Origin of the sequence: Clostridium sp. AUH-JLR23 (assembly GCF_964238065.1) — a bacterium.
Lineage (GTDB): Bacteria > Bacillota_I > Bacilli_A > Erysipelotrichales > Coprobacillaceae > Allocoprobacillus > Allocoprobacillus merdigallinarum.
The window spans coordinates 1-12304 of the sequence record NZ_CAXSKY010000006.1 but is presented as its reverse complement, the minus strand read 5'-3'; the positions used below and the strand labels follow the sequence as shown (position 1 = coordinate 12304).

The 12304-nt window shown below is 31.9% G+C and carries 12 protein-coding genes; all 12 read right to left on the bottom strand.

What is annotated here, in order from left to right; genetic code table 11:
• Positions 1 to 313: 313 nt before the first annotated feature.
• Positions 314 to 1357, bottom strand: a complete 1044-nt coding sequence (locus ACESR5_RS04280) for an AbiH family protein (RefSeq protein WP_373154403.1) — start codon at positions 1355 to 1357, stop codon at positions 314 to 316.
• A gap of 1157 nt (positions 1358 to 2514) precedes the next feature.
• Positions 2515 to 3501 (bottom strand): virulence RhuM family protein, encoded by a 987-nt coding sequence (locus ACESR5_RS04275; protein WP_373154402.1) that lies wholly within the window; start codon positions 3499 to 3501, stop codon positions 2515 to 2517.
• Positions 3502 to 4054: 553 nt separating this feature from the next.
• On the bottom strand, positions 4055 to 4465 hold the full coding sequence (locus ACESR5_RS04270) for a TIR domain-containing protein (RefSeq protein WP_168081344.1): 411 nt from the start codon (positions 4463 to 4465) through the stop codon (positions 4055 to 4057).
• 13 nt (positions 4466 to 4478) lie between these two features.
• Complete coding sequence (locus ACESR5_RS04265; RefSeq protein ID WP_168081342.1) at positions 4479 to 5453, bottom strand: caspase family protein; 975 nt, start codon at positions 5451 to 5453, stop codon at positions 4479 to 4481.
• Between the two features lie 297 nt (positions 5454 to 5750).
• Positions 5751 to 6419: an ImmA/IrrE family metallo-endopeptidase gene (locus tag ACESR5_RS04260; protein ID WP_373154400.1), complete on the bottom strand. Its 669-nt coding sequence runs from the start codon at positions 6417 to 6419 to the stop codon at positions 5751 to 5753.
• Positions 6409 to 6771 (bottom strand): helix-turn-helix domain-containing protein, encoded by a 363-nt coding sequence (locus ACESR5_RS04255; RefSeq protein WP_168081338.1) that lies wholly within the window; start codon positions 6769 to 6771, stop codon positions 6409 to 6411. The genes ACESR5_RS04260 and ACESR5_RS04255 overlap by 11 nt, the downstream gene beginning before the upstream one ends.
• 376 nt (positions 6772 to 7147) lie before the next feature.
• Positions 7148 to 7540, bottom strand: a complete 393-nt coding sequence (locus ACESR5_RS04250; protein WP_168081334.1) for a hypothetical protein — start codon at positions 7538 to 7540, stop codon at positions 7148 to 7150.
• 1175 nt (positions 7541 to 8715) lie between these two features.
• Positions 8716 to 9192 carry an MGMT family protein gene (locus ACESR5_RS04245; protein ID WP_055273812.1) on the bottom strand — a complete coding sequence of 159 codons (477 nt, stop codon included), beginning with the start codon at positions 9190 to 9192 and terminating at the stop codon, positions 8716 to 8718.
• Positions 9193 to 9356: 164 nt separating this feature from the next.
• Positions 9357 to 10028, bottom strand: coding sequence for an isoprenylcysteine carboxylmethyltransferase family protein (locus tag ACESR5_RS04240; protein ID WP_055273814.1), 672 nt, complete (start codon positions 10026 to 10028; stop codon positions 9357 to 9359).
• 27 nt (positions 10029 to 10055) lie between these two features.
• Positions 10056 to 10787 carry an ABC transporter permease gene (locus ACESR5_RS04235; protein ID WP_373154397.1) on the bottom strand — a complete coding sequence of 244 codons (732 nt, stop codon included), beginning with the start codon at positions 10785 to 10787 and terminating at the stop codon, positions 10056 to 10058.
• A complete protein-coding gene (locus ACESR5_RS04230) occupies positions 10784 to 11515 on the bottom strand; it encodes an ABC transporter ATP-binding protein (RefSeq protein ID WP_055273818.1) in 732 nt (243 codons plus the stop codon). Before ACESR5_RS04230 ends, ACESR5_RS04235 begins: the two co-directional genes overlap by 4 nt.
• Positions 11502 to 12080 (bottom strand): TetR/AcrR family transcriptional regulator, encoded by a 579-nt coding sequence (locus tag ACESR5_RS04225; RefSeq protein ID WP_066557107.1) that lies wholly within the window; start codon positions 12078 to 12080, stop codon positions 11502 to 11504. Before ACESR5_RS04225 ends, ACESR5_RS04230 begins: the two co-directional genes overlap by 14 nt.
• Positions 12081 to 12304: the final 224 nt, after the last annotated feature.

The window sequence follows — 12304 nt, the reverse complement described above, 5'->3', positions numbered from 1 at the left end:
ATTTATTTTTATATCAATCATAAAAATTTCGTTGTCTGTTTCTACAATAAAATATGGTTCGTATCCATTTATTTCACTCAATCTATAGTATATATTAAACTGTTTCGGTGAACAATTCAGGGCTTTTGCGATATTTCTTATGCTAATACCTGAATTTTTAAATTGGTAGATACAGCAGCGTTCATCGAGTTTTTATATTATGTTGAACTTGTTATGATAAATTATCCATCAAAAATAATTTTAAAAATCATCATATTATGTCTTAAGAACAATACAATTATATTAAAACATAAAATATTAATTGATAAATATTTTATGCAATACATATTTTATCATTTGATAATAAATTAAAATTGAAAATATTCTTATTAAAATAGATAATAATCCTTTCATTTAATTTATCTATTACATCTCCCATTTCTGTTACCTCTTTAATTCTAGCAATAATCTGTCTCCTTTTTAAAAACTTCGTTTGTGGAATTGATTCATTAATACTATCTGGCTCATACCAATGAATTATCAAAATCCTATTATTACTTTGTTTTAACCAATTGATTATATATACCCACCAATCTTTATCTGTAAATCCTATAGATAACCCGTAAGTAACAATTATTAAACTGTTATTAATAAGTTGTCGTGCTCTCAAATCATTGCCATTTCCTGCAGTAGCGTTCATTTCCTTTTTTATCATTAAGCTTGAATAATCACTGTTTTTTAAATCATCACTATATATTTGACTTAAATCATTTACACCTAGAATCAATCCATTATCCAAAGTACCATGAACATGAACTATATGTCCTATTGATTCGTTATAACTATTTCTTTGGAAAGTATGCTTTGATATAATTGAAGAAGTTTCATTACATATTTCAATTAATCGATCTAAAATCATTGTATAATTAAATACAATAAAATTAAAAATATATGGTTGATTTTGATATTGATAAATTTTTTCGCCGATTAACTGTTTATCAGCATTAGATCCTAATTCTAAATAAGATTCTAATGATTTTTGCATTTCTTTAAATATTTCCGCGCTGTGTTTTTTATAATCAATATGATTTATTTGCTCTTTTAAATAATTTATTAGTAGCTGTATCAACTCTAAATAATCTTCAGTATACTTTTGTTCTTGTCCTTTATTTAAAAATTTAGTATATTTTCCCAATGTTTCTTCCAAATCAGACCATTTATCATACAGTTGATTATTTTTTTGATCTTTTTTCATCCATGATTTTATCAAACTATCATCACGCGAATTTTTAATATAATATGGATAAAAATCAGAATATTTGGTTTTTAAACCTATACTAATATCAAATCCATTTCCTATTAAATACGTGATATTCATTACTTTTCCTCCTCACTTATCCCAATGCAAACTAATTAAATCATTAAATATCATAAAAATTATAAATGTCAGTCACTATATCTTCCTTAGGTAAAATTTCAATTAATTTTGTGCCTTCGAACAATTAGATAAAAAATTTTTCTCTTATAATACTTTTTGCATTTTAAATAAAAGAAACACCGCAATATTAGCAATTCAATTATCTGTTAAAGTGCAAGACATATGACAGCTTTATTAATATTTTCTAATAAAAAGATGAATCAAAAACAGTCCAAAAGTAAATATTCACCATTCATTATAAATAATATATCATATAATGCTATATATTGTCACATAATTTAAACATTCGCGATAGTGTAAAATAGTTGGGAATATGACATAAAAAAGAAATCCTTTATAATTTTTAGTTGTAAAACACAAATTACTGAGGATTTCTATGTCAACTAATCTATCATAATCTCACAATTTCATAAATGCTTTTCTAAATTTTCATTCTATGATTCCTACATCTTTTATCCTTATATTTTTATCCTTATATTTTGAGAATCTAACTTCCTCAATTTGTAGTTTCATAGGATATAATATCTTTTTATCTCTTGTACAGAACAAATTGCTAAAGTCTTCTTTTTATTTAACTAAAGAAAATAATCTTATCATTCAAAAAACAAACACATTCGAACTCTTGTCAATACTCTTGGAACGATTTCTTTTCCCAGAGGAAGATATGTTAATAAATCTACGAATAGAGCTTTCTATTTTTGAGTTTCGGCAAGAAATAAGAGGAACCTGTTATAGATTCCTCTAACTTGCGTCCTTGAGCCATTTTCTATTTTACTGACGATTCAAACCCGTCACTCGTCATCATAGGATGCCTTGAGGTTGAACATCTCATCATTAATGCATATTATACACATTTAAATAAAGTCCATAATTTTCAATATTAAAATCAACCATAAAATTTTTCAAAAATGAAAATATTATTTTTGGAAATAGATTAATAAATGATTTACCTTCAAAGTAAAAAGGAATTCATTAACAATCACAAAAATTGATTATTTTAATTCATAGTTCAAGTCTATTTTTACAATAATAGTTTTAACTAGGAATCATTGATTTTTTGACACTAGACTAAATTTCAAACATAGTAATAGATGAAGTTACTTCAAATTTTCTAACTCCTTTATTGCATCTAAATAATCTCTTTCTACATCACTTAATGTTCTTGCTTTATATTTTTTATACTCTGTTTCAGCTTTTTCCATAGCTTGTTGGTGAGAAACCGAACCATTACCAACTAATAATTGTTCTCCAGTAACTGTTAGAATATTATCTAGGTGTTTGACCCAGTCTTCCATTGTCATCACTTGTTCACGCTGTGCTTGTCTTTCTGCAAAATCAAGATATCCTGACACAAGTTGTCCCATTGCCTTTAACTCTTTTTCATTGAGATAATTCTTTGCAATTTTTGCTTCTCTTAGTGTTGGTTGATTACCTGCAAAAGTAGTTAAACCCATAAATTCCTTTTCAGCATCTGCTCTATGATAAATAACTTCAGCTGCAGTCTCACCATGAATAGCATAATGAATCTTATTTTGTACTTTTTTAAAGAATTGGATAGAAACATCAGCTGCTGGATCATAATCAATACTTGTAGCATATATTTCAAGTATCTGTCTATAAAATACTTTTTCAGATGCTCGAATATCTCGGATTCTTTCAAGCAACTCTTTAAAGTATCCTCCACCGCCTAATTCTTTTAAACGATCATCATCAAGCACAAAACCTTTTTTCATATATTCTTTAATAAGATTAGTTGCCCATATTCTAAATTGAACTCCTCGTTTTGATTTTACACGATAGCCAACAGAGATAATTACATCTAGATTATAATATTCTATATTTCTTTCTACTTGCCTATTACCTTCATTTTGAACTGTTGCAAAATTTGCAACAGTTGCCTCACGAACTAGTTCTCCCTCTTTATAAATATTTTTAATATGTCTAGATATAGTGGATTTATCCCTCTGAAATAATGATGACATTTGATCTAACGATAACCAAACTGTTTCATCATTAAAAGTTGTTTCTATTTTCACCAAATCATCTTCTGTTGTATAAATAATCATTTTTGAATTATTAACCATTGTTATATTTCTCCTGGTATATTATATTTAGTCTCTTATTTAAACATTATATCATAAAGTGAATTAACTATCATTTGCTTTTATTTTAATTTAAGTTTTTCATCCTCTTTTTATAAATCAAAAATTGTTCTTCAAATTAAATTTCTATCGATTTTAGAAAATAAAAAAAGTGCTAACACATTCTTCGAAAATATAATTATTTATAAAGGTTATTCGAACTCCATGAATTCATATAAATTTATTAATCTTTTTAAATTAAGATATAAGTTCTATTTCTCTAAGTTCACAAATTCGTTATAAAACTTAAATTACAAAATACAGTAGGGTCATTTTTAGATCAATACTTATTTAAAAATTCTAATTCCTAAATTACATCTAAGTAATCTCTTTTTACATTGTCTGTGTATGTTTTATTGAATATAAAAGTTATTTTTATACATATACATTAAACTCTCTCATTCAAAATTAATATGATTTCATTTTTGATTAACAAAAAATCCATTACATATAAAAAAGGTATCCATTCAAGGATACCCAGATATAGCACTGCATTTTATAACGCATAATCTCTTACAGCTTGAACAACACTATTTGAATTCCATCCAACCATAACATTAGCATTCTCACTAACTTTACTTGGGATTCTTTCTTGCCCTCTAGGTTTCACACCGATAATAGGCTTTTCTAACTCAATTGCTACATCAATTTCATAATCAATCCATTCACTATATGAAACATACATTCCTGAGAGAATAATAATACAACTACACTTTTCTATTCTAGTTCTTAGCTTATTCTTAAGTTCCTTCTTACTATTCACATCAAGTGGATTTGAAAGTGGTACAGAATAATTTGACCACATAAAATATTTCGCATCATTTAACCATCCTTTTATGGTTTCATAATCAGAATTGTAATCCCATGAATGACTAATCAAAATATGATAATTTCTTAAACTTGACATTTTACTTTCCTCCTTATATTCTACCTTCTTTTACTAATCGCCAATATTGTTTTCCTACCGCTGTTAATTCACACGATTTTGAGTTCATTGCGGCAAAATACATATGTTCTTCACCAACAGGAACAACTAAACCTATACCTTCTAGTTTTTGCAGATCAGCAAATATAGAAGTGTGTTCTGTATCAGCATATGGTTCTATTATGTTGTGAATTTCTTCTATTCTATTAGTTGGTTCAAATGATGGATCTAAATTAAATTTAAAATCTTCTGTTTCAAAATACGTACTTATTTTACGGAGAATAGAAATATCAACTTGAGGTTTTACTTCTCTTAATGATGTAAATCTAGTTACATTAGTTTTAAATATTGGTCTTTGTTCCCAAGGACCTAATGCTTTATCAATAAATGCATATACACCAGCAATTGAGATATGACCTGTAACATCAGCCGCACCACCTTTTAACGCTTCTATTAATAAAGTTGTAAATACTCCATGTCCGTTAACTTCCATAGAAGGTTGATTATTTCGACTTGCGGTCATAATAGTAACTCCCTCATTGATGACCGCCGTATTTTGCCCATTTGTATTAATACTCCCCATAAATCCAGAATAACAACTATCTAGAATGATAATTCGCTCCTTACATTTTGAATTATTTGCAATTGTTAATATATCTTGTAAAGATACTCCATAGTCATATTTGGAAAAATCAGGTGTTACTAGATAACCACCTACTGAATCAATGTGTCCATGTCCTGAATAATAAAATAAAGCAACATCAGCATCTCCCTCAAAACATTTTTCAATTAATTTTCTTAATTCGCCTTTCGTCATGACATTATTCTTCTTCCAAACAGAAAAATTAGGATTTCCATTTTCATGATTGCTCAAAAGATCTTTTATTGCTTCAGCATCATTGCAACAACCATGTAATGGACAAGAAGGATAATCATCTATCCCTACTACAAGTGCTTTTCGTTCTCCCATATATATTCTCTCCTTTCTGTTATACATACTTTCACTCTATTCCTAAAATCAAAAATAGTTTAATTTTGGTAAATAGAAATATTTTTTGATCAATTTTTCCAAAAAATAATCAAAATTTTTCTTTTGATAATTAGATTAATTGACCTAACAATTTAAAAATGCTATTCTTAATAAGAAATCATTATGCAAATAGCATATTTGAATCTCAAAACACATTTTAAGTTATTGGCAGTAACTTTGTAATGTGTTTTTTATTTACACTCATTTTGCACCACCCCCTTAAAGCAAAGCTCCATACTAATACCATGAATCTCGTTCACTTTGTAATTCTTCCTCCATATATGGATCATAATAATCAGCCCTTTTAGGTGCAATTAAATCAATAAACAATTTATATTTTAATAAAATACTTTCATCTATAATTTTTTCATTTAATGATCTATTGCTAAAATCTATCTTTCGGAGTGTATCTAATCTTTTTTGAGCAGCTACCCTAGATACTTTAAACCATGACATTAGATTATCAACAGTAATTTGTTTTCCTCTTTTTATCAATTCATTAATTATTTGTTCAGGCATTAACATCTGAGCCGCAAAAAAATTTGTCTCTATTTCATATTTATCATACATCCTTTTATTGTTCAAATCATGTTTCATCAAAACATGTCCTAATTCATGATTTAAACTAAATCGTTGCCTCTCTTTAGAAGTAATTTCATCATTATAGAAAATAATTCCTTTTCCATCTAAATCATGATAAATTGCATCTGATGATCCGAAAACATTCATATCTATACCATACATTCCAGCTTTTAAATAACTTCGGCACACAATATTTGTCTTTTCTTTAATCACTTTTTTAATCGAAAAAGGGAAAGTATTGATTACATTAGAAGAAACCAAAACATCATTAGCCTTCTCGATTGCTTTTTTAAAATCAGGTTTTACATCATTATTACAAATCATCTTCTTCCCCCTCATCATCTTCAAAAATATCTTCAAAAACAACTTTTAGCATTTTTTCAGCCTTATCGATTTGCTTATCATCAAGTTGCTCCAAACCACGCTGAATATATGAAAGTTTTTTATTTACAGGTTCTATTTCACCTTCGATTCGATTACCTAAAAGTTTATCAATCGACACATTATACATTTGTGATATTTTCATTAAAATATCATCTCGTGGAACTATCCCCTTATTTTCCCACATACTTACAGCGCCCTTTGTTACACCTAATTGATCAGCAATCTCTTGCATAGTTAATCCATTGTTATTACGTATTCGCTTAATTGCAAAACTAAAATCCTTATTTGCCATAATATCCTCCTACTTTAACTTTATTTCATGTACAATAAAATTATACATGTTTAGCAACGCTGTGTCAATGGTTATTATACTTGTTTATTATGTTAAACAAAAATCTTGATTCATATCTATCAATCAAGATTTTGCAACTAAATAATACAAAATGTGTTTTCTATCAAAGTTTTTTAACTCACATAAACTGAACACATGGCTTGAACCAAACAAGTGGATAATTCAGAACTGCGCGTAGCTTTAATAAATAATTTTTTTAATATCTTTATTTTTTCTGAAAATAAAAATTCATAAAGCTTTACATTTAAGTAATCCGAAACATCTTCTATTAAATTAAATAAAATATTATAAGTTTCTTTTTCTTCGAAATTTTCCATTAGAAAATCTGAAAAAAAATATATATTTTTGCTTTATCCAATGGTTTTAAATTATACCTACAAACAGATCTAAAAAAGAGGTCAAATTCTTTTTTATATTCGTCCTTAAGATATTTGTTTTGAATATGTTTTCTTAAAAACTTCATATATGTTTTTTTCTCTTTTGTATGTGTCCGATTGTATACTAATTCCTTCGTTACATTTTTAATTGCATATATAGTGTTTAGAAAAATATTAGGATGACATTGAAGAAAATCTCTCGAAATACAATCAAAATCCAAAATTAAGCCATAAACTTCAAACCTTAAATATCCTTCTAAATTAATAAGAGAGCTTTTGGTATTCTTTACATAACTACTAATTCTTTTAAACTGTTTATTATAATCTTCCATAAATTTTACCCTCTTTAGAAAATCGAATTATTACGCTTTGACTGAATTTTCCGGTGTGACGGAGCCATGCTTTCCATTAAAGGAGCCACCTATCATTCCAGTGGCGAGAGCCATCTTATCCATAAATGAGAGCCAGTAACTTTTCAGCACTGACTCATTTTTTATTTGATTTTTGAGCATTCTTCTCTCTTGGATTTAACTTACAGTAAAATTATGTATGAACTGTTAAGGACACGGTATAAAATGGCATCTGCTACTGGTCCTTCCCCTAACTTCTGATACCATCCTTCTGAAGACCATTGGGCTGCACAGTATCGTAGATTTTTGTTAGAAACTAAAAAATTAAAGCAACTATAGTAGGAAGTGTTGGTAATATTACTAACCATATCATCTCTAGACTAAGGAATAGTAATTTCTTTAATATCGTAACGCTTAACAATGCGATTCAAAAAGAATTGATTCAACGATAAAGCAATTTGTCGTTGGCTTTTTGTTGTATAAAAACACCTCCTGACTATGCAAGATGTAGGAGTCTGTCCTATAAAATAATCTCACACCAAGAGGTGACTCTATTTACGGGTTAATGTATTTTTAAACATTGGCTCGCATTATCGGATTGTGTGGCTCCCAATTCCGGACGAAGTGGCTCTATGTAAGATTCATCCGTAAAGAAGCATATATTATTATTTTATAATACCGCAGCTTCAGTATTAATCAGTAGTTTTCATTTGTTTTAAAACAAAAAACGTAAAATTGCAGATGAACCCTATGTGAGTGGAATACTCACTTTGATAAATCCACAATTATTTTTATCGCATATATTTTGCTTATTTTTTGTTAAATCAAGTATATCTCTTTTATTTTTTAGTCATTTTTTAGTCAAGAGCATTAAAAAAAGCCCATAAAATACGGACTTTCTTACATTTTATACACTATTCAAATTCGACAAAGCCTAATCAATTTTGTTTAGAGATTATTCTCTGTCGTATTCGTGGTGCTTTTGAATATTTGATGTATCCATATTATCCTGCCTATATGGGCTAATGTTATCAATTTGTTATCGGGGTTGATAACACTGGCTCTGAAACTGCGGATAATAACAATATGTTCTGGCTCACATTATAAGCGATTTTGTTTAGAAAATCAAGATATTAAAATCGTTTCCCAAAGACATTCTATAACACAAATAGAGCTCTTTCATAGTCTTTAACATAGTATCTGATATTTTTCCTGCCTTTTTGGACAATCGTATGTCCTTCCGCTTCCAACTTTTCTTTCTGAGCTTCTATGCCGCCGGGATATTTGGCGTTTAATTCCCCATTCGCCTTTAAGGTGCGCCAATAAGGTGTTACATCCTTGGAACGCTGATAGCTCGCCCACGCAACAATCGAAACAAATATTCCTGCTGTAATCGGCTCTGTAAAATCGGCTCCATTTTCATTTGCAAAATATTCTCTTATCGCACCAACAGTAAGCAGTTTTCCATACGGCACAAGACGCATAACCTTATCATAATCAATCGGCGGCGCAAAATACATTTTGTTTCCGCCATACTTCTCTATGCTTTTTTCATCTGTGATCGTCTGAAATTTGGGCATATCCTTACTATCATGCAGCATCGCATTAAAATCTTTTTTATCTTCATTTGCCATTGTAAGCACCTCCTGTACACAAGTATAAGTCAATGAAAAAACCTATGCAATGAGACGGTTTTAAAATTTCCGTTTTTAAATTTAATACTCAGTTCTCCAGCTCTGCATCTTAGCTGATAGCAATTTAATCCCTGTTACCTTTTTCTAAATAATATAATTTAAGACTACCAAATATAAGGTATTAACCTGTATTTAACTTTCTTTTTATAATCTGCATATCCGTCAAGTTCGGTTTCAAGTACCTGTTCTTCGTTTTTTATTCTTTTTGCGATAATCAGAGGATAAAAGAGAAACACAACGAAAGAGAGTATTGATCCAAGCATCAATGGCATTGTAAGGAAAAGAATAATTGTTACACTATACATTGGATGTCTGACAATACCGTAAAGTCCTGTATCAATTACCTTTTGATTTTCCTGCACCTCAATCGTTCTGGAGAGATATGTATTTTCCCGTAAGACTTCTGCATAAAGCAAATACGCAATCAAAAATATAGCAGCCGCTATGTAAGGCACTGTTTTAGGAAGCGACAGCCAGCCAAAACGAAAATCAAGCCCTGCCAATACAAAGCCAACAACAAACATCAAGCCGCTAAGTTTTATTACAAGACTTTGCTCGCTTTGCTGTTCCTTAGCGTTAAGACGCTTACTTAATAATTGGGGGTTTTTGAACATCATCACAATACCGGCGACAAACATAGGAACAAACAAAACTCCCATAAGCAACCAACCGTTGGGATATTGCACTGTTCCCGCAGGCAGAAACAGAAGTAGCCCTACAAGAATAATTCCAAGCACAAATTTTATGATTGCATTGCAAAATAATTTTATTGTCATTGTACCGCCCTCCTTTGTCGGCTACTATTATTGTTTTTTCATCTGCCGCAAAAATAAAAGCACAGCCCCTGCAACAGCCACAATGGTATAACCGAGCACCCACCAAAGGTGCGGCAGGATACCCGAATAATCCGCACTAAAGACAGCCCGTTCCAATTCAACAGCATGGATGAAAGGCAAAGCATTTGCGATTTTCTTAAATACGCCGCCTACAAGGTCTACATCAAACCAAATCCCCGACATCCAAGCGGACAAATTGGTAAGTAACGCTCCACAGATACCGCCGACCTGCTTTGAATTAAAAATGCTTCCGCAGATAAGCCCCAAAGCAATATAAAACAATGCTACGGGAATGAGAAACAGCAAGGCATATAAAACAGTGATTGTCAGCTTCAAGCCGAGCAGAGCCGCCGCTATGTAGCAAATAACCCCCTGTGCTACTGCAATCGGTAAAATTGGCAGGGTATAGCCGAAAATAAAATCCGAAGCGGTAAGCGGAGTAGTATAAAGCCTTTGCAGCAATGCACTTTCTCTATCCTTTGAAATAAGGACAGCGGCAAACAAAGTCATAAAGGATAATCCAAATACCGTTATGCCGGGGGTTAGATTGTCAAGCTCAAACATCGGCACAGGAATATTTGCCTGTATTGCAGTAAGCAAACCGATAAGGACAAGAGGAAAGCCTAAGCCAAAAAACAGGTTAAGCGGGTCACGCAGTATTTCTTTTGCCGTTCTACCCGAAAATGCAAGCAATCTCATAATTTTTTACTCCCTTTTACAATAGCAACAAAAGCGTCCTCGAATTTTTCCGTTCCCGCCTTTGCTTTCAATGCCTCCGCTGTTCCGAGCGCAAGCAGCTTGCCGTCCTTCATAATACCGATACGGTCTGCAAGAGCTTCCGCTTCCTCCATATAGTGCGTGGTCAAGATAATGGTTATTTTCCCTTTAAGTGTACGAATGGTATCCCATAAGTCGCTTCGTGCCAGAACATCAAGCCCTAATGTCGGTTCGTCAAGAAAAAGTATCTGCGGCTCGCTGATAAGAGCCATTGCAATGCTTAACCTGCGTTGCCAACCGCCCGATAATTTACCTGCCCTTTTGCTCAAAATAGCGGTTAAATCAAATTGTTCGGAAAGCTCCTTGGTTTTAGCATGCATCTTCTCTTTTGTAAAACCGTGAACACCGCACATCAGCTCAAGGTTTTCCCTTACACTTAAATTTGGGGCAACGGCTGTCTCCTGCGGAGATACGCCTATGATACTTTTCACCGCAGCCACATCAGTAACAATACTGTTGCCGTTCACAAAGGCGTTGCCGCTGTCGGGCTTTGTCAAGCAAGTAAGCATTTTAATTGTGGTCGTTTTTCCTGCCCCATTTACGCCAAGCAGAGCAAATAATTCGCCTTGCCGGGCCGTCAAATCAAGGCCGTCTACGGCGGTTACATCCTTATATTTTTTTGTAAGCTGAACAGTTTTAATTGCCTGCATTGTCTTTTCCCTCCGTATAGCGGTATTTAAGTCCCATATAAGCATCGGTAAGCACTCTGCTGATAAATTCATCGTCCCAATCAAGATAGGAAGTGGCTATCATCGTAGCAATACCGTGAACATAGAGCCACATTTCCAGATGAAACAAATATGCTTCATCTTCACTAATCCCTAAATTTTGCTGTATTAACTGCATAAGGGGTCTGATTTCTTCTTTGTTTTCTTCTATTTTTTCACGGCTTCGGTCACGCATAAAAAGCAGCTTGAAAAGCTCCCTTTCTTCTTTGGCAAAGCGGATATATGCCATGCCGCTTGCCTTATAGGGGGGATATTTTCCCTTAGCCATATCTTCACGCAAATAATTCTGATACAGCAGGTCAGAAGCTATAAAAACCTCCTGCCCGACTTCCTCCATATTTTTGAACAGTCCGAAAATCGGTTTGACAGAGCATCCAAGCTCCGCAGCCAACGCTCTTGCGGTCAATCCAGATATTCCATTCTTCCGTGTTACATTCAAAGCGGCATTAGTTATTTCATCTCTTGTAAACTTAAATTTCGGGGGCATTTGTTCATCTCCTTAAGGCAACATTTATTACGCAACATCTGTTTCTTATTATACAGAAATAGCTACTTTTTGTCAAGCAGCTATAACAGTGAAACGGAATATGTAACGCTTTTGGGTGTCAAAACGCCCTGTTTAAGCGTTTAAGAGAATTGAATAGGGGCTAAGAATTAATATCTTTCGCCCCTTTCACAACACCGTGCGTAGGGTTCCCTACACGGCGTTTC

What these genes read in the sequence shown, in the direction of transcription:
- ACESR5_RS04280 (WP_373154403.1), bottom strand. Translation starts at nt 1,357, where the DNA reads ATGAATATCACGTATTTAATAGGAAATGGATTTGATATTAGTATAGGT.
- ACESR5_RS04275 (WP_373154402.1), bottom strand. Translation starts at nt 3,501, where the DNA reads ATGGTTAATAATTCAAAAATGATTATTTATACAACAGAAGATGATTTG.
- ACESR5_RS04270 (WP_168081344.1), bottom strand. Translation starts at nt 4,465, where the DNA reads ATGTCAAGTTTAAGAAATTATCATATTTTGATTAGTCATTCATGGGAT.
- ACESR5_RS04265 (WP_168081342.1), bottom strand. Translation starts at nt 5,453, where the DNA reads ATGGGAGAACGAAAAGCACTTGTAGTAGGGATAGATGATTATCCTTCT.
- ACESR5_RS04260 (WP_373154400.1), bottom strand. Translation starts at nt 6,419, where the DNA reads ATGATTTGTAATAATGATGTAAAACCTGATTTTAAAAAAGCAATCGAG.
- ACESR5_RS04255 (WP_168081338.1), bottom strand. Translation starts at nt 6,771, where the DNA reads ATGGCAAATAAGGATTTTAGTTTTGCAATTAAGCGAATACGTAATAAC.
- ACESR5_RS04250 (WP_168081334.1), bottom strand. Translation starts at nt 7,540, where the DNA reads ATGGAAGATTATAATAAACAGTTTAAAAGAATTAGTAGTTATGTAAAG.
- ACESR5_RS04245 (WP_055273812.1), bottom strand. Translation starts at nt 9,192, where the DNA reads ATGGCAAATGAAGATAAAAAAGATTTTAATGCGATGCTGCATGATAGT.
- ACESR5_RS04240 (WP_055273814.1), bottom strand. Translation starts at nt 10,028, where the DNA reads ATGACAATAAAATTATTTTGCAATGCAATCATAAAATTTGTGCTTGGA.
- ACESR5_RS04235 (WP_373154397.1), bottom strand. Translation starts at nt 10,787, where the DNA reads ATGAGATTGCTTGCATTTTCGGGTAGAACGGCAAAAGAAATACTGCGT.
- ACESR5_RS04230 (WP_055273818.1), bottom strand. Translation starts at nt 11,515, where the DNA reads ATGCAGGCAATTAAAACTGTTCAGCTTACAAAAAAATATAAGGATGTA.
- ACESR5_RS04225 (WP_066557107.1), bottom strand. Translation starts at nt 12,080, where the DNA reads ATGCCCCCGAAATTTAAGTTTACAAGAGATGAAATAACTAATGCCGCT.